At 52.9% G+C, this 16,838-nt stretch carries 16 protein-coding genes; 10 read left to right on the top strand and 6 right to left on the bottom strand.

The features are described 5' to 3' along the window. The first annotated feature begins 127 nt into the window (after positions 1-127). Positions 128-2,341, top strand: a complete 2,214-nt coding sequence (locus tag SPI6313_RS19045; protein ID WP_072622415.1) for a molybdopterin oxidoreductase family protein — start codon at positions 128-130, stop codon at positions 2,339-2,341. A gap of 17 nt (positions 2,342-2,358) precedes the next feature. Here the strand turns inward: SPI6313_RS19045 and SPI6313_RS19040 are convergent, their stop codons facing one another. Further along, on the bottom strand, positions 2,359-2,565 hold the full coding sequence (locus SPI6313_RS19040; RefSeq protein ID WP_072622414.1) for a hypothetical protein: 207 nt from the start codon (positions 2,563-2,565) through the stop codon (positions 2,359-2,361). Positions 2,566-2,804: 239 nt separating this feature from the next. On the opposite strand from SPI6313_RS19040, the gene rseP reads away from it, so the two are divergent. Continuing rightward, positions 2,805-3,905, top strand: a complete 1,101-nt coding sequence (gene rseP / locus SPI6313_RS19035; RefSeq protein WP_072622413.1) for an RIP metalloprotease RseP — start codon at positions 2,805-2,807, stop codon at positions 3,903-3,905. A 1-nt stretch (position 3,906) separates the two neighbouring features. After that, the gene (gene nth, locus SPI6313_RS19030; RefSeq protein WP_072622412.1) at positions 3,907-4,551 is read left to right on the top strand and encodes an endonuclease III; all 645 of its coding nucleotides are present in this window, start codon (positions 3,907-3,909) and stop codon (positions 4,549-4,551) included. A 22-nt stretch (positions 4,552-4,573) separates the two neighbouring features. Here the strand turns inward: nth and SPI6313_RS19025 are convergent, their stop codons facing one another. Further along, positions 4,574-6,187: a response regulator gene (locus tag SPI6313_RS19025; protein WP_072622411.1), complete on the bottom strand. Its 1,614-nt coding sequence runs from the start codon at positions 6,185-6,187 to the stop codon at positions 4,574-4,576. A gap of 582 nt (positions 6,188-6,769) precedes the next feature. On the opposite strand from SPI6313_RS19025, the gene ychF reads away from it, so the two are divergent. Continuing rightward, the gene (gene ychF / locus SPI6313_RS19020) at positions 6,770-7,861 is read left to right on the top strand and encodes a redox-regulated ATPase YchF (RefSeq protein WP_072622410.1); all 1,092 of its coding nucleotides are present in this window, start codon (positions 6,770-6,772) and stop codon (positions 7,859-7,861) included. 42 nt (positions 7,862-7,903) lie between these two features. Here the strand turns inward: ychF and SPI6313_RS19015 are convergent, their stop codons facing one another. From SPI6313_RS19015 to SPI6313_RS19000, 4 genes are all read right to left on the bottom strand, one after another. Then, positions 7,904-8,692, bottom strand: a complete 789-nt coding sequence (locus SPI6313_RS19015; protein ID WP_072623234.1) for an ABC transporter permease — start codon at positions 8,690-8,692, stop codon at positions 7,904-7,906. 55 nt (positions 8,693-8,747) lie between these two features. Beyond that, entirely contained in the window at positions 8,748-10,178 is a 1,431-nt protein-coding gene (locus SPI6313_RS19010; RefSeq protein WP_072622409.1) for a glycosyltransferase family protein, read from the bottom strand. Between the two features lie 99 nt (positions 10,179-10,277). Beyond that, positions 10,278-11,276: a glycosyltransferase gene (locus SPI6313_RS19005; RefSeq protein ID WP_072622408.1), complete on the bottom strand. Its 999-nt coding sequence runs from the start codon at positions 11,274-11,276 to the stop codon at positions 10,278-10,280. Positions 11,277-11,325: 49 nt separating this feature from the next. Then, positions 11,326-12,063 (bottom strand): Mo-dependent nitrogenase C-terminal domain-containing protein, encoded by a 738-nt coding sequence (locus SPI6313_RS19000; protein WP_072622407.1) that lies wholly within the window; start codon positions 12,061-12,063, stop codon positions 11,326-11,328. Positions 12,064-12,191: 128 nt separating this feature from the next. Between SPI6313_RS19000 and SPI6313_RS18995 the strand changes: the two genes are divergently transcribed. The 6 genes from SPI6313_RS18995 (at position 12,192) to cysC (ending at position 16,784) form a co-directional block, all read left to right on the top strand. Then, positions 12,192-12,803 carry a nitroreductase family protein gene (locus tag SPI6313_RS18995; protein ID WP_072623233.1) on the top strand — a complete coding sequence of 204 codons (612 nt, stop codon included), beginning with the start codon at positions 12,192-12,194 and terminating at the stop codon, positions 12,801-12,803. A 176-nt stretch (positions 12,804-12,979) separates the two neighbouring features. Continuing rightward, positions 12,980-14,179, top strand: a complete 1,200-nt coding sequence (locus tag SPI6313_RS18990) for an NAD(P)/FAD-dependent oxidoreductase (protein WP_072622406.1) — start codon at positions 12,980-12,982, stop codon at positions 14,177-14,179. Positions 14,180-14,185: 6 nt separating this feature from the next. Beyond that, a complete protein-coding gene (locus SPI6313_RS18985) occupies positions 14,186-14,857 on the top strand; it encodes an HAD-IA family hydrolase (protein ID WP_072622405.1) in 672 nt (223 codons plus the stop codon). 54 nt (positions 14,858-14,911) lie between these two features. Next, positions 14,912-15,847, top strand: a complete 936-nt coding sequence (locus SPI6313_RS18980; RefSeq protein ID WP_072622404.1) for an Hpt domain-containing protein — start codon at positions 14,912-14,914, stop codon at positions 15,845-15,847. After that, on the top strand, positions 15,844-16,095 hold the full coding sequence (locus tag SPI6313_RS18975) for a hypothetical protein (protein WP_072622403.1): 252 nt from the start codon (positions 15,844-15,846) through the stop codon (positions 16,093-16,095). Before SPI6313_RS18980 ends, SPI6313_RS18975 begins: the two co-directional genes overlap by 4 nt. Before the next feature lie 158 nt (positions 16,096-16,253). After that, positions 16,254-16,784, top strand: coding sequence for an adenylyl-sulfate kinase (gene cysC, locus SPI6313_RS18970; protein WP_072622402.1), 531 nt, complete (start codon positions 16,254-16,256; stop codon positions 16,782-16,784). Positions 16,785-16,838 lie beyond the last annotated feature (54 nt).

Below are 16,838 nucleotides of genomic sequence, written 5' to 3'. Positions count from 1 at the left end.
GGCGTGAACTCCAGCAACAATTGACAGACGTAATGACCTTGGTGCTCTGTCAATTGTTGCTATTCAGCATTTAACTGTAATTTTCAATCGTTTTTAACACCCCTAGTTTTAACCTGTTGCACTGACTATGATTGAAACCCATCGCACTCTCTGTCCCTATTGTGGTGTGGGCTGTGGTTTAGAAGTGACCCCGCCCGCTATTCCTGGTCGGGGGACGCTACGTGATGCTCAGGGGACTCCGATTTGGCGGGTGAAAGGCGATCGCGCCCATCCCTCTAGTCTTGGTCATGTGTGCGTTAAAGGGGCAACCATTGCCGAATCCCTAGAGTGCGATCGCCTCGAATATCCGATGGGGCGCGATCGCCTCGATCAACCCTTTGAGCGCATTTCCTGGGACGAGGCCTGCGATCGCATCGTTGCGCAAATCCAAACCACCCGCGCCACCCTTGGCCCCGACGGCATTTGCATGTATGGCTCCGGCCAACTCCAAACCGAAGACTACTACACCGCCCAAAAACTCCTCAAGGGCTGTCTCGGCACCAATAATTTCGATGCCAACTCCCGCCTCTGTATGTCCTCCGCCGTCGCTGGCTACACCCAGAGCTTCGGCTCCGATGGCCCTCCCTGCTGTTATGACGACCTCGAAACCACCGACTTTGCCTTCATCGCCGGGGCGAACATGGCCGAATGTCACCCGATCGCCTTCAACCGTCTCGCGAAGTACCACAAGCGCAATCGTCACGTCAAAATGGTCGTCGTCGATCCGCGTTGCACCCCCACCGCCGAGAAGGCCGACATCCACCTCGCCATCAAACCCGGCACAGATATCACCCTGTTTAACGGCATCGCCTACTTGCTTCTTAAGTCCCGCAAGATCGAAACCTTCTTCATTGATGAATGTACTCGCAATTTCCCGGCCTACGCAGAGGTGATCCAGCATTATCCCCCTGAAGTGGTGGCCGAAACCTGCGGGATTAGTCTCGGTGACTTGAAAAAAGTGGCCCAATGGTGGTCAAAGTCCGAGCGGGTGCTGTCCCTGTGGTCGATGGGCCTCAATCAATCCTCTGAAGGGACGGCTAAGGTGCGCACCTTGATCAATTTGCACCTGATGACGGGCAATATTGGCAAACCGGGCGCAGGCCCCTTTTCCCTCACGGGTCAACCCAATGCCATGGGCGGCAGAGAAGCGGGCGGTTTGGCGCATATTTTGCCGGGCTATCGCAGTGTGAAAAATCCGGAGCATCGGGCCGAACTTGAACAGGCCTGGGGGTTGCCAGCCGGTCAGATTGCCGCAACGCCGGGCCGCGATGCTTGGGCGATGATCCAAGGATTAGAACAGGATCACGTCGGGCTGTTGTGGGTGGTGGCAACCAATCCGGCGGTGAGTATGCCGGATCTAAAACGGACGCAGGCGGCCTTGTTGCGATCGCCCTTCACCATCTGCCAAGATGCCTACTACCCCACGGAAACCGCCGCCTACGCCCACCTGCTCCTTCCCGCCGCCCAATGGAGCGAAAAAACCGGCACGATGACCAACTCCGAGCGCGTCGTCACCCTCTGCCCCGCTTTCCGACCCGCGCCCCGCGAGGCTCGCGCCGATTGGGAAATCTTCGCCGCAGTGGGGCGGCGTTTGGGGTTTGAGGCGCAATTCACCGCCACCACCGCCGCCGAGGTGCACCAAGAATTCACCCGCCTCACCGCTGGCCGTCCCTGCGACATGACCGGGATCAGCCACGATCGCCTCCAGGACTTCGGCCCGATTCAATGGCCCTGCCCCCAAGACAGCGAACCCCAATCCCACGGTGTTCAACTCTACACCAACGCCAGTTTTAACACCCCCGACGGTCGCGCCCAGTTTGCCGCCTTCCATTCACGCGGCCTTGCCGAACCCCCCGACCCAGACTATCCCTTTGTCCTCACCGTGGGGCGACTCTACGGCCATTGGCATACCCAATCTCGCACCGGCCGCATTGAAAAAATCGTCAAAATGCACCCCCACCCCACCCTCGAAATTCACCCCCGCGATGCTCGCACCTTGGGGGTGAATGATGGGGATTGGTTAGAGGTGCGATCGCGCCGAGGCTTCTGTCGCTTCCCTGCGCAGGTGACGAAAGCGATCGCCCCCGGTACGGTCTTTGCACCGATGCATTGGGGCGCACTCTGGGGCGATGATACCGAAGCGAATATCCTCACCCATGCCGCTGCCTGCCCCACTTCATTACAACCAGAACTCAAGGCCTGTGCGGTGCAACTCTTCCCCGTTCAAGGGAATTTGTCTTCAGTGCCTGCAACCGCTGAAGAACGCACATTAGCCTTTAATCCGGTACTATCCCAACGTTAAGCCGGCCATCCGCCTACCTAACGTCCCCCCCGCGTACTCAAGGTTGTTTGCCATAGGGTGGCTTCGTGGGGAGTGACTCCCGCTTGGCGAACTTGGGTTAGGGGTAAAACCACTAACACAGCCACAATCGTGCTGGCACAAAGCACCGTCATCCAGTCCCACGCTGTACTGTGGCTGATTACGTCATGGGTGCGGCGATTAAATTTGGTATACGCATTCAGCATGGCTTGCTATCCTCCGAGATTGTGGTGAATTCATTTCATCTCCTAGTGTAGAAAAAAATCAGCCAAAAATGTAGCGATTGTTACTTTTATCTAAAAAAGAGTGATTTTGAATACGGATTTTTTTTTAAAAAGGGGTGCGAAATCAGGGCCGTTCCCGGTGCTGCCGATCGCCCCCTGCGTAAAGATATGTCACAATGGGTCACTAAGTCTTTTGTACAGTCAGCCCCACAAATTAAACTATGTCCGTTTTGGCAGCGATCGCCGTCCTTGGCCTCCTGATTGCAGTGCATGAACTGGGTCACTTTGCCGCCGCTCGGTTGCAAAATATCCACGTCAATCGATTTGCGATCGGGTTTGGCCCCGTCTTGCTCCGTCACCAAGGCCCTCAAACTGAATATTCTCTCCGCGCCATTCCCCTCGGTGGCTTCGTCGGCTTTCCCGATGATGATCCTGACAGTGAAATCCCCCCCGATGACCCGAACCTGCTGCGCAATCGTCCGCTCCTAGATCGTGCGATCGTGATTAGTGCCGGGGTGATTGCCAACCTGATTTTGGCCTACGTCCTCCTCGTGACGCAGATCGCCACCGTCGGCATTCCCGAAGTGCATTTCAATCCCGGTGTGGTTGTCCCGGAAGTGATGACCACGGGCGATGTCCATGCCGCCGAACAAGCCGGCCTCCAAGCCGGTGACATTATCCTCGCCGTGGATCAAACCCCCCTCCCCCCTGAAGCCGAAGCCGTGCGCAGTTTGATGGCCACGATCCAGGCTTCCCCCAGTCAGGAGCTAACCTTGACGGTGCGCCGCAACCAAGACACCCTCACCCTCCCGATCACCCCGGAAGCGGGCGCGGATGGTCTCGGTAAAATTGGGGTCACCCTTTCCCCCAACCAAAACATCACCCGCCAACGCACCAGCATCATCGGCGCGTTTAGCAGCGGTGCGACGGAGTTTCAACGCTTGACGCGGTTGATTTTGATCGGGTTCGGGACGTTGGTGAGTAATTTCCAAGAGACGGCGGGCCAAGTGGCTAGCCCGGTGAAAATTGTCGAAATTGGCGCAAATTTAGCCGATTCTGACCTGAGTAGTTTGTTTCAATTCGGGGCGTTGATCAGTATCAACCTGGCGATTATCAATATTCTGCCCCTGCCGGCATTAGATGGGGGACAGTTGGCGTTTTTGATCATTGAAGGGGTGATGGGTAAACCCCTGCCGGGCCGGATTCAAGATGGCATTATGCAAACGGGGATTGTGTTGTTGATGGGTTTAGGGGTGTTTTTGATTGTGCGGGATACGGTGAATCTTGCCATTGTGCAAGACCTGTTCCAAGAACGACCCTAGAATGGCGCGATCGCTCCCCAAACAACGAGCCAACGCGATCCTGCTGCGGCTCCATTCCCTTTATCCTGATGCCACCTGTAGCCTCACCTATCAATCCCCGGTGCAGCTATTGGTGGCGACGATTCTGTCGGCCCAATGCACCGATGAGCGGGTTAATCTTGTCACCCCGGCCCTGTTTGCGGCCTATCCTGATGCGATCGCCTTGGCCGGGTGCGATCGCACCCATCTCGAAACCCTGATCCACTCCACCGGCTTCTATCGCAACAAAGCCAAACACATTCAAGGCGCGTGCCACAAAATCGTCACTGACTTTAACGGCCAAGTCCCCCAACGCATGGAAGACCTGCTCACCTTGCCAGGAGTCGCCCGCAAAACCGCCAATGTCGTTTTGGCCCACGCCTTCGGCATCCTCCAAGGGGTGACGGTGGATACCCATGTCAAACGCTTGAGCACCCGGTTAGGGCTAACGAAACAAACCGATCCGGTCAAAATCGAGCGGGATTTGATGAAGCTAATCCCCCAACCGGACTGGGAAAATTGGTCAATTCGCTTGATTTACCACGGGCGGGCGGTGTGCAAGGCGCGGAAACCGGATTGCGGCCATTGTGCGATCGCTGACCTCTGCCCCGCTGCGGGCCAGGCATAGCCCCCCCCTGGATTCTGCATCTCTAATCCTGAGATTGCGGCAGCGTAAAAATGAAGGTACTTCCCTGATTAATTTGACTTTCCGCCCAAATCGAGCCGTGGTGTTGGCGGATAATTTCTCGACAAATAGCCAAACCCAGACCCGTGCCTTTATACACATTTTGATCCTCGGTTTTAACCTGTTTAAAGCGTTCAAAAATGCGATCGCACTGCTCCGGGTCAATGCCTCGCCCTTGATCATTCACAAGCACTTTGACCAGATTATCCTGGACTTCGGTGTGAATGGTAATAGCACTCTGGGCAGGAGAAAACTTAATCGCGTTGTTGATTAAATTGGTGAGAATTTGCAAGATTTGGTCGCCATCGGCCCACACATTCAACGTCGTTGGAATCTTGTCATAATTGAGGGTAATTTCTTGTTTTTGAGCCATGGGCTGCATGGCGGCGATCGCTTGTTCCACCAGTTCCAGAATGGCGTAGCTCTTTTTATCCATCTGCAACTCTCCCGACTCCAAGCGTTCTAAATTCAACAGATTGTTAATCAGACGAATCAATCGATCAATATTCGTCGCGGCAATGTCAATTAATTGCTGGCCTTGGGGGTTGAACTCGCCCAGCTTTCCCGTTGCCAATAGCCGCACCGCAGCAGAAATTGAAGTGAGGGGAGTTCGTAATTCATGGCCTGCGATCGCCAGTAATTCATCTTTCCGCTTTGAAATTTTTTGCCGCTCCTGTTCAAGTTGATCCACTGCAATATACTTGCCCAAGCCCCGCGCCATTAACTCCAAAACATCCACTTCATGGGATTGAAAGGGATAGTCTCGCCGTTCCTCATCCCCGAAATAGAGCATGCCAAACAGTTGACCATTCACCCAGATCGGGGTGCTGAAAGAGGTGGCAATGGGAAAGGGTAACTGGTGGGAAATGGGGTCAATATTTTGGGGTTGAGTCTGCTGTAGCACAGCATAGGTTTTTTGAGAAATTTCTGACAGATGACCCATGCTGTAATCCATGGGCAAAGCCAAAGCCGAATTGGTTGTTTTTTGGGCAATGACGTGAGTGCGATCGCGCTCCACACGGGTAATCAGACCCATTGCCAAGCCAAACATTTGGCAACCCGTCGCTAAATGATCGTCAAAAATAGCAGCCACAGAATCATAGGTTCGAGTATCTAAACGATGGAGCGTTTTGAGGTTATGGCTGAATTTTTCCAGTTGAATATTTTGAGTTTGGAGTGACTGTTGGATGCGGCTCAATTGAAGCTGAGTTTTAATCCGAGCCAAGACCTCTGATTTGATAAAGGGTTTGGTAATAAAATCCACAGCACCGGCTTCAAAGGCAGCGAGAATATCTTCCTTATCTTTGCTTGCCGTTAAAAACAGGATGGGAATGGCTTCAAATTCAGGCGTGGATTTAAGATAATTACAGACTTGTAAGCCATCCATTTCGGGCATCATCAAGTCCAATAAAATCAGATTCGGGTGTGATTGTTGCACACGGTTAATGGCTTGCACTCCACTTTGGGCAATCGTCACACGATACCCTTGGCGATCTAAAATAGATCCCATTATTTTCAAGTTCTGACTGAGATCATCGACCACTAAAATTAAAAAGTCAGAAGGATTAAATTCCGGCATGAAATCCTACTCGCTGCATATAATATTAACTGGATATGGCATTTTGATTGATCTTCAAATTTCATCCGGGCATGATCATCACAAAAATTAAAATTTTTACTGAAGTCACAGAAACTATAGCGCTCCTAAATCAATCGAAGATCTTATCTCCTCATCAACAAGGGGCTTAAGCCCCTTGGCTGTGCATGAATCAAAAAGGATTGCTACATTACCCAAAAACACTAATGATCTGGTGGGTTCAAGATTGCCTCACTGAGATGCACCCAAATCGCTAGATTTTCCTCATGAAAGAGCAGACGAGCTTCATGATTAGCCACTGTGCCAATGCAGAGTCGCGAAGACGGTGAACCCCGTTGAACCAATTTTCCCTCAGATTTCCGAACGAGATGGACGATGGGAAGAGCGAGCACTCAATTAATTCGCCCTGCAACTATTGCAACATAAAGAATGCAACTATAGAATAGTTTATTCTGATGAGCCAAAAAACGAATGCCGTCATTTTGCCTAGACGTGGGATGTGGGGGCGAGGAGCGATCGCAGATTGAGATATAGTGATCACTTGCTGTCCACTCAATCCTCACCATGCTCAGAGCCGGAATCGTCGGACTCCCCAACGTTGGAAAATCTACTCTGTTTAACGCCCTTGTCGCCAATGCCAAGGCTGATGCCGCCAACTTCCCATTTTGCACCATTGAACCCAATGTCGGCGTGGTTGCCGTTCCTGATCCCCGCCTCACGGTACTCGGAGATCTCTCCAAATCCAAGCAAATTGTCCCGACTCGCATTGAATTTGTCGATATTGCCGGTTTGGTCAAAGGGGCAAGCCAAGGGGAAGGGCTGGGCAATCAGTTCCTGGCGAATATTCGCGAAGTGGATGCGATCGTCCATGTGGTGCGTTGTTTTGATGATGATGACATTATCCATGTGGCGGGTTCGGTTGATCCGGTGCGGGATATTGAGGTGATTAATTTGGAGCTTGCCCTGGCGGATCTGTTCCAAGTCGAACGCCGCATCGATCGCGTCCGTAAACAAGCTCGCGCCAATAAAGACGCTCAAGTGGAACTCGAAGTGCTGCAAAAATTGCAAACAGCCCTCGATGCGGGACAATCGGCCCGCCTGGTGGAGCTAGACCCCGAAGAAGCCGAACTGATTAAATCCCTCGGCCTCCTGACCCGTAAGCCGGTTATCTACGCCACTAATGTTTCCGAGGATGATCTCGCCAGCGGGAATGCTTGGGTGGAAGCGGTGCAAACCGTGGCAACCCAGGAACACGCCAAGGTGGTGATTATTTCCGCCCAGGTGGAATCGGAATTGGTGGAATTGTCGGCGGAAGAGGCGGCGGATTTTCTCGATGCCCTTGGGGTGACGGAGGGGGGCTTAAAGTCCTTGATCCGAGCGACCTATGATCTGCTGGGACTGCGCACCTATTTAACGACGGGAGAGACAGAAACCCGCGCCTGGACGATTATCGCCGGCATGACCGCGCCCCAAGCCGCTGGGGTGATTCACACGGATTTTGAGCGGGGCTTTATTCGGGCGGAAACGGTGTCCTATGAGGATTTGGTGGCGACGGGTTCGATGACGGCGGCGAAGGAGAAGGGTTTGGTGCGCAGTGAGGGGAAGGAGTATGTGGTGCAGGAGGGGGATGTGATGTTGTTCCGGTTTAATGTCTAGGGCGACGGAATTGGGGCGATCGCATCCCCGGCCCCATTGTCCCTAAAACCGACGTTCACGGCGGAGCATCTGCTGATAGGACAGCCCACCAAGGATCAGCATGGCGATCGCAAATCCGGCCAAAATGCTCAGATGATCCCGAATGTCACCCACGGTCGCCCCGTCCGCCCACACCCCCGTTAAGGCCTCGGTCATGTGAAAGATGGGGTTAAATTGGGCGATCGTGAGGAGAGATGCCGGAAAAATCATTGTGGGTAAAAACGCGCCCCCCAGAATCAGCAACGGTACACCAAACGCGGCGATCAGGGTATTGACATCCTCCGTGCGGCGGGCCAATTGCGTCCCCAACAAAAACCCTACCCCCACATAGGCCAAGATACTCAGCCCAACAATCACCACACCCAACCACCACGCCCCGACAAATCGCGCTCCCATCCCCCGCGCCACACCATAGAGCAGCACTGTTTGACCGAGAGCGATCGCCCCCTGGGCCCCACAGATGCCCAGGAAATACCCCTCCCCACTCAAGGGCGAGAGAAACAACCGTTTCAGGGTCTGTTGTTCCCGTTCCGCCACCAAGGTCGCCACCGTACCGCCGACGCAGCTAAAAAACAACGCCGCCCCCGCCAGGGTTGCCGGAGCCGCCAATTCCAACGCCAAGGACAGGGGCAGTTCAGCGCGATCGGCCAAAATCACCCCCATCAAAATCAACACCGACAGCGGAAACACCCCCCAAAACACCAGACTCCGCCGCCGCCGCCCCATTTCCCACAAAATTCGCTGCGCCACAGCAACGGCATCATTGATAACCTGCGAGCCTAATCTGTTCATTTTGATCTCATTCATGCTCAAACGCCTACGCCATTCACAACCCGATCTTACCCACTTATTGAAATACGATCACCTCATTGGGCCAGCGCATAATACTACCAAACTGATGCCCAAAAAGATGCACCGTCTGCTCATCCGATAACTCCATAAATAAAACATTACGTCGCCCCACCATCCACACTTCATTCTCTTTTTTCTGCGCTAGTTGTTCAGGGATGAATTTTGGTGCAGGGCCATAAAAGATGTAGTCAATACTATTTTCTGGGATTTGATAGTCTAAGACGAAGCGGGCCGTAACACTATCGATAACGATGATTTTATCAGTAACAGCTTGAAGCTCTTGGTGAATCGCTTGATAGTCTGAATCAGGAGTCTGTTCTTGTCCAATTACGCTAATGATCGCAGTGCTTTGATAAAGCAGAAAAACTGCGATCGCAACCCCATAAAAAAGGAATTGCTGAGACTCCGTTAAAATCAAGAGAACTGAAAGCCAAACAAAAAAATCAAGTGATCCATACAGCCAATTGTTGCTATAGATCAATACGTTCAAAAATAATCCTAAAAAGATACTAATCGTTACGCCGATTAGTGAGGCAGATTGCTGCTTGTGAGCAATAAAAAGATAGATAATGCAGGTCAGATACAACAGATAAAGCCCGCCGAAAATAATCGCATTGTAGCCAAGCTTTAGGTAATGGGTGATTAACGCGATTGATCCTTGAATACTGAAAAATTGATCAAATTCGCTCCGACTTAAGGACGAGTGCCATAAAAAATCAGCTAAAAACCGTTGAATGTCAAACTGAATCAGTGCCAAAAATAAGAGACCAACAATGATCACTGCTGTCATGAGATCTGTTACTGTTTGACGAATGAATGTTTGAGTTTTAAGCTGTTGCTTGAGGTTGTACCATCGCTCAATTAATATCCCCCCAGTGAAAGGAATTCCATAGGCAATTAATTGTGGATAGACCAACGCCGAAAGGCCGACGCAACAAAAGCCGCCAATCGTTGCCCATCGGTTTGTTTGAATTAAAAGCCATAGCCCGATCGCCAATAGGGCCATCCCAAAACCATCGTGGCGTAGGCCACTGTTGGAGAGCCAGACAGTACTGTAGAGAATGGGAGTGAGGAGGCAGGCGAGTTTAGAGAAACCGTAATGTTGCAGGATGGCGGCAGTGGCGATGGAAACAGCGATCGCACAAACACATTGAAAGAGTAAAAGACTCTGGGTATTGATGCCAAAGAGGACAAACCACGCGGCTAAGGTATAGGGATAAATGGGGGTGTGTAGATAGTAGTGGTCAACCGCTCGGTCTGTCCAAAAGCGTAATAAGGGGTTCACCAATTCGCCCGTTTTAAACAGATGATCCGCCGTGCCAACAAAGAATAAATCATCCACAGATGGCGGCGGAAATTCGAGTGACCACAAGATCAACCAAAAGAGAACAATAGGTAAGACAATGTGCAGTACAAAGGGCTGCATGAGAGTACGGCGAACGGTGTGAAACTGGATATCACGCATCGGGAGTTGCTAAGAGGTGATTCGACTCGGCATGACCCAAGCGGAGGTAGACCGGGTTTATTATCCTTTGTATTCAATCAGGGTGGCTTGTTTGCCGCGCCATTGGGTGAGCCAATATTGCAGTTGGCCGATCGCTTGGGGGAGTTTGGAGAGGACGGTATAGACGGCGTAGAGGCGGGCATGGGTGGGGCGATCGCGAAAGGATTGGCGACGATAGCGATAGACTCGCCAGATCAAATAGGGATAGCCCAACCAGAGGAGCAGGCTCAGGCCACGGGTGGGCCAGGCGAGGAGCAGCCCCAGCAGGGGAACCACGATCCCCCAGAGCCAGCCGCTTTTGTATTGCCGTTGCATATACTGTTCCGGCGGTTGGCCATACATCACATAGCCTTCGGCCACCGCCCAGCCGCCCCGCACCGATCGCTTCCAAAATTGCTTAAATTGGGTCATTGCCGCATCGTGGAGGGTCATATCTACGTCAAGGCGAAAAATTGTCCAGCCCTGTTGACGGAGACGAATGCACATCTCCGGCTCTTCACCACAGATCAGGCGCGGGTTAAATCCATTCACCCCTTGGAGGGCTTTGACGCGGGCGAGGGAATCGCCACCGCAGGCAGGGGCGGGGCCCACGGGGGTATTCCATTCCATGTCAGCGAGGCGATTGTAGGGGGAGGTATCGGGGAAGCGTTCGCGACGACGACCACAGACGATCGCACAATCGGGATTCGCGTCGAGGTGCGCGATCGCCGCCTCGATCCAGCCCGCCATCAATTCACAATCGCCGTCTAAAAACTGCACATAGTCGAGGTCGGGATCAGTCTCTAGGAGGCGATAAAACCCCGTGTTACGGCTGCGGGCGGCGGTGAAGGGAATCGACAAATCTAGGGCAATGGTGCGCACACCGAGGGCTGCGGCACGGGCCATGCTGTCATCCGTTGATCCCGAATCCACATAAACAATCGGCACATCGTCCGGCAAGCGATCGCGCAACGACTGAAGACACCGGATGAGGCGATCGCCCTCATTCCGGCCAATTGTCACCACACCAATCCGACTCATCATTCCCCCTCATCTCATCGCGTTCACCCCTCAATATACGGGGTGATTTTTAAATATACGGAGTAATATCCTCGCCCTGGTCATCAGCCAGATAGGACAAAGCCCGGAACCGCAAGCCCACAAGCTGTTCATAGAGCGGATTAATCTTACACATCGGCGGAATATGGACGATTTTGTGGCCAAAAAGCACCACATCGCGCTCAAAGGGGCATTGAGGCGGAACCATCTTACAGATAAATCGCGCCACCCGTGGATCGTGCATATCCATCCCATCAAGCCAATCGCGCACCGGATGGAGGGGATCAATGGCCGGTTTGGGCGGGTGACCAGATTTCGGCGTTTTCGCTTTGGTAATTTCCTCGGTCAAGGCTTCATCCACAAACGCATCATCGGCCTGAAGATCATGTTTCTCCGGATCATAGAGAGTATGTTCTAGCGACTTGAGGGCATCCACTTCTAAGCCGAGGGCCGCGAGAAACCCGTTGACCACCTTCGACTCTTCGATGGAATAGACCCCATTGGCCAGGGCCATCATCACGGCAGTCCGCATGAAGTTTTCTGCGGTGGTGGGGTCGTCGCCTAGGGTTTGGGCCAGTTCAGCGGCGGAAATGGGTTTGAGATCACCGAGATCCGTGGCGGGGGCAAGATCGTCTTGGGTGAGTTGGGTAATCAGGTCTTGTTCTTCGGGGTCAAAGTGACCGTCAGCCCAGGCAATGGTCAGCAGTCCCCGTAACCAAACGGAAACTTGGGCATCGGTGTAGTGATAGGATTGCGCCGGATTCGTCATTGTTTCGTTCTGTAGTTGTGCCGGGTTTGCGCAACGATCGCAAGTGTATGTCCATTTTACCTAGGCTCTGGAACCTCAAGTTCTCCTGGCATAATGGTTGATTGTTGCTAGTACAAGGTGCTGCCATGATGCCGAAGCCCACTGAAACCACCTACCCGATCCATCCCCTGATTCGCGATCGCTGGAGTCCCCTCGCCTTTGACCCTCGCCCCGTTGAACCCGCCAAACTCGGCAGCCTCCTCGAAGCGGCTCGCTGGGCCGCCTCTTGTTATAACGAGCAACCGTGGTTTTTCTTGGTCGCCACCGCCGATCAACCCGCCGAATTTGAACGGATGTTCAGTTGCATCGTCGAAGCTAATCAATCCTGGGCCAAAGCCGCTTCGGTGCTGATGATTGGGGTGGCATCGCGCACCTTTGCCCGCAATGGTAACGAGAACCGCCATGGATATCACGACCTAGGGGCAGCGATCGCCAACCTCGCCACCCAAGCCACCGCCCTCGACCTGGTTGTCCACGCCATGGGCGGCTTCGACCCCGATCGCGCCCGCGAACTCTACCAAATCCCCCCCAGTTACGACCCGGTGACGGCGATCGCCGTCGGCTATCAAGGCGAACTGCGCCAACTGCCCACGGAGCAACTCCAACAGCGCGAAGCCGCCCCCCGCAGCCGCAAACCCCTAACGGATTTCGTCTTTACCGGCCAATGGAACCAAACCGCCCCCTGGTTAGCACGATCATAGGGAATGTTCAACCCTGAAAACCCAAAGGTTTAAGCTCTGGGCTAGTCTCGATCTGCGTTGGGATTGCGCCAGATCCTCTCTAGACGACCCGATCAATCGGTCAGGGTCGATCATCGTCTGGCCGAGATTTAGCGGTGTGTCTTATCCTAAGAGATGAAAACCTGTCTGCGGTAAAGATGAGCAAACAGCCAATTCGTATCGGTATTCTTGGCGGGGGCTTTGGGGGGTTGTATACCGCTTTGCGCCTCAATCAACTGCAATGGAACGGATCAGCGCGTCCGGAAATTGTGCTGATCGATAAAAACGATCGCTTTGTGTTTTCGCCGTTGCTCTATGAACTCGTGACGGGGGAAATGCAAACCTGGGAAGTGGCCCCGCCCTATGAAGAAGTCTTTGCCAACACTGGCATCACCTTTCGACAAGGCACGATTACGGGGATTGACCTGGCGACGAAAACCGTTGAATTGGCGGATCAACCATCGTTGACCTGCGATCGCCTCGTCGTTGCCCTCGGTGGCAAAACCCCCGTTGATGGCATTCCCGGCGTGAAAGAACACGCCCTGCCCTTCCGTACCCTAGGCGATGCCTCCCACCTCCAACAAAAATTACGCCAGCTTGAACAGGACAAAACCGACCCGATCCGCGTCGTGATTGTGGGGGGGGGCTATAGCGGCGTGGAATTGGCTTGTAAATTGGCGGATCGGTTGGGCGATCGCGGTAAAATCCGCATTGTCGATCGCGGTGAAGATATTCTCAAAGGTTCCCCCGCGTTTAACCGCAAAACCGCCCTCGCCGCCCTCGAAACCCGCAAAATTTGGCTGGATTTCAGCACCTCCGTTGAATCCGTTCAACCTGAAGCGATCGCTTTACTGTATAAAGAACAGGTAGATACGATTCCGGCAGATCTGGTGTTGTGGACTGTGGGAACGGAAGTGGGTCAACTCATTCAATCACTACCCGTGGCCAAAACAGCCCAAGGCTTGATTCAGGTCAAGTCAACCTTACAAATTGAGGCCTTTCCCGATTGTTTTGCGATCGGAGATGCCACCGATTGTGTGGATGCCGAAGGACAACTGTTGCCCGCCACCGGCCAAGTGGCGCTCCAGCAAGCGGATTACTGCGCCTGGAATATTTGGGCCTCATTGTGCGATCGCCCCTTCCTCCCCTTCCGGTATCAACCCCTCGGTGAAATGCTCAGTTTAGGCGTGGATCAAGCCACCCTCACCGGACTCGGCATCCAACTCACCGGGCCCGCCGCCTACCTCGCGCGACGGCTCGCCTACCTGTATCGATTACCCACCTTAAATCATCAACTGGCGGTGGGGTTCAACTGGCTCACACAACCACTCGTTAACGCATTGGCGCAACAGAATTAGGGGACTATGACGAAAACGAAAGTCATTTTTTTAGATGCCGTTGGCACATTATTCGGGGTGCAAGGGAATGTGGGCAAAGTGTATGGCAAAATCGCCCGCGAATTCAAAGTTCAGGCCCCATCGGATGCCATCAACGAAGCCTTTTACAAAAGTTTTAGCCAAGCCAGTCCCTTAGCCTTCCCCGATACGCCGTTGATGGAATTGCCCGAACGCGAATATCAATGGTGGTACGACATTGCCAAGATCACAATGGAATCCGTGGGAGTGTTGGAACAATTCGACGACTTTGATCACTTCTTCAATCGGCTGTATGGCTATTTCGCCCTCCCGGATGCCTGGTTTGTATATCCCGATGTCAAAAAAATGCTCTACGCTTGGCGGGAAAATGACATCGAATTGGGGATCATTTCTAACTTCGATACCCGGATTTACGCCCTCTTAGACGTGTTTGGATTGACCAGTTACTTTAAAACCATTACCCTATCTTCCGTCAGCGGCGTTGCCAAACCCAATCCTAAAATCTTTCAGGTGGCCTTGAGAAAACACCATTGTGCGCCCAACCAAGCGATGCACGTTGGCGATAGTGTCGAAAACGATTATAAAGGAGCCAAAGCAGCGGGACTCAGACCCTATTTACTCAAACGTGACCCGATTGTTATTCCGAATCCGGACGACTAAGGGCGATCGCCCCTTGACCCCAACAGACTTAATCCTTCGGGAGGAACACCAGCCTTGGATGCGGCCAACCAACAAAAAATCTTAGGATACTTCATTGAAGAAGCGAGGGAACATCTCGAAACCCTGGCAGAGGGTTTGATGGATCTCTCGAAGGTGATCAATGATCCTGAAGAAATTAATGAGCTATTCCGGGCAGCCCACTCGGTAAAAGGGGGGTCAGCAATGTTGGGCTATAACAGCATTCAACGCACCGCCCACCGCCTCGAAGACTGCTTTAAACTGCTCAAAGAGCACGATATTCCGGCTGACTCTAAGCTCGAATCTCTCTTTTTAAAGGGCTACGACACCCTGCATACGTTGATCGATCAACTCGAAAGCCCCTTTGGACTCCGGGATGAAGATGCAGACAAAATTACCGCTGCCGCTGACCCGGATTTTGCCGAACTCGAAGCCTATTTAAACCAACTGATTCGCGGCAGTGTGCCTGTTCCGGCCCCAACTCCGTCCGTTCCGTCATCGGGACAGCGACCGGCGGACCCAGTGATGACGATCGCTCCTGAGCAGGAAAAGTTTAGCCACAATGTAACGGTGTTGCTCAAGGAAATGCTGCGCCTGTTTAAGCAAAAGCCCAGTGCTGACGGACGGAAGGAGTTACAAAAGCGCTGTATCCGCTTGTCGAAGTTAGCCCCGTCGGTGAAGATTTGGCAGCGGCTGACAAAAAATTGTTATCAGGCGATCGGTAATCCGAAATTTTCCTATCGTACGTTGGCTCCGATTGTGATCCAAGAGTTGAAACAGGCGAGCGATCGCATTACCCTCAACGAAGTCGATCAGATCACGATTAGCAGCGGTTTGAAGCAACTCGCAACGGCCAAAGTTCCCCAAATTCTCATTTCTGTCGAACCCGCTGCCGCTGCGAAAACGTTGCTGCGTACCTTTGATAAAAAGCAAGTGGTTCAACTCGTTAAATTGTTATCCGATGCGTCATGAGTGACATTTTTTGGCAAGTGGTACATGGTTTTTTTGCGGTTCTGGCCTGGAGTTTTCTGGGGGTTGTGGTTTGGCAACTGGTGGGGTTTGGGCGATCCGTTCGACAACGCGCCATGACGATGCATCAGATTCCCTGTACCCAGTGTCAGTTTTTTACCAATCATCCCGCCCTCAAATGTACGCTCCACCCCCAGAGTGCGAATACGGAAACGGCGATCGCTTGTCGCGATTTTTGCTCGTTGGGTTAGGGTGGGGTGCGGTGGGAATCAGTCTCGTGCCGGATGGGTCGGATCGTTCGGTTCTAGGAATGGGCAGCAAGGATCTAAAAATGCCTGAGATTATCCTGACCGGGGGAAAGTGATCCGATAGAATATAGGGTGCGAATTGATGAGGTTCAAGGAGTTTCATGGAGCAACGCGGAGTTACAGTTTGGTTTACGGGCCTCAGTGGCGCAGGCAAAACCACCATTAGTCAGGTCGTTGCGGAACGACTGCGATCGCAGGGCTATCCGTTAGAAGTCCTCGATGGGGATATTGTGCGGACAAACCTCACCAAAGGCTTAGGGTTTAGCAAAGAAGACCGCGACGAAAATATTCGGCGGATTGGGTTTGTCTCGCACCTGTTGACCCGCAATGGTGTGATTGTGATTGTCTCCGCGATTTCCCCCTATCGCGCTATTCGCGAAGAAGTCCGCGCTCGCGTCGGGAGTTTTGTGGAAGTGTTTGTGAATGCGCCCCTCGCGGTCTGTGAAGAGCGGGATGTGAAGGGCTTGTATAAGCGGGCGCGATCGGGTGAAATTAAGCAATTTACGGGGATTTCTGATCCCTACGAACCGCCTGCTAACCCTGAAATTGAATGCCGCACGGATCTTGAAGACCTTGAAGAAAGTGTCGAAAAAGTCCTCTCTGCGTTGAAAGAAGGCGGCTACATTAGCTAGCGATCGCGCCCCCAGTCCAGACCCGCCCAATGCCGATTCCACTGATTTTTACAG

This window comes from Spirulina major PCC 6313 (assembly GCF_001890765.1).
Classification (GTDB): domain Bacteria; phylum Cyanobacteriota; class Cyanobacteriia; order Cyanobacteriales; family Spirulinaceae; genus Spirulina; species Spirulina major.
Note: the sequence above shows the minus strand (reverse complement) of the source record. Positions and strands in the feature narration are given on the sequence as shown.

Excerpts from the sequence above, each read along its gene's own strand:
- SPI6313_RS19015 (WP_072623234.1), bottom strand. The coding sequence starts at position 8,692 with ATGAACAGATTAGGCTCGCAGGTTATCAATGATGCCGTTGCTGTGGCG.
- SPI6313_RS19010 (WP_072622409.1), bottom strand. The coding sequence starts at position 10,178 with ATGCAGCCCTTTGTACTGCACATTGTCTTACCTATTGTTCTCTTTTGG.
- SPI6313_RS19000 (WP_072622407.1), bottom strand. The coding sequence starts at position 12,063 with ATGACGAATCCGGCGCAATCCTATCACTACACCGATGCCCAAGTTTCC.
- SPI6313_RS18985 (WP_072622405.1), top strand. The coding sequence starts at position 14,186 with ATGACGAAAACGAAAGTCATTTTTTTAGATGCCGTTGGCACATTATTC.
- SPI6313_RS18995 (WP_072623233.1), top strand. The coding sequence starts at position 12,192 with ATGCCGAAGCCCACTGAAACCACCTACCCGATCCATCCCCTGATTCGC.
- SPI6313_RS19045 (WP_072622415.1), top strand. The coding sequence starts at position 128 with ATGATTGAAACCCATCGCACTCTCTGTCCCTATTGTGGTGTGGGCTGT.
- ychF (WP_072622410.1), top strand. The coding sequence starts at position 6,770 with ATGCTCAGAGCCGGAATCGTCGGACTCCCCAACGTTGGAAAATCTACT.
- SPI6313_RS19040 (WP_072622414.1), bottom strand. The coding sequence starts at position 2,565 with ATGCTGAATGCGTATACCAAATTTAATCGCCGCACCCATGACGTAATC.
- rseP (WP_072622413.1), top strand. The coding sequence starts at position 2,805 with ATGTCCGTTTTGGCAGCGATCGCCGTCCTTGGCCTCCTGATTGCAGTG.
- SPI6313_RS18990 (WP_072622406.1), top strand. The coding sequence starts at position 12,980 with ATGAGCAAACAGCCAATTCGTATCGGTATTCTTGGCGGGGGCTTTGGG.
- SPI6313_RS18975 (WP_072622403.1), top strand. The coding sequence starts at position 15,844 with ATGAGTGACATTTTTTGGCAAGTGGTACATGGTTTTTTTGCGGTTCTG.
- nth (WP_072622412.1), top strand. The coding sequence starts at position 3,907 with ATGGCGCGATCGCTCCCCAAACAACGAGCCAACGCGATCCTGCTGCGG.
- cysC (WP_072622402.1), top strand. The coding sequence starts at position 16,254 with ATGGAGCAACGCGGAGTTACAGTTTGGTTTACGGGCCTCAGTGGCGCA.
- SPI6313_RS19025 (WP_072622411.1), bottom strand. The coding sequence starts at position 6,187 with ATGCCGGAATTTAATCCTTCTGACTTTTTAATTTTAGTGGTCGATGAT.
- SPI6313_RS19005 (WP_072622408.1), bottom strand. The coding sequence starts at position 11,276 with ATGAGTCGGATTGGTGTGGTGACAATTGGCCGGAATGAGGGCGATCGC.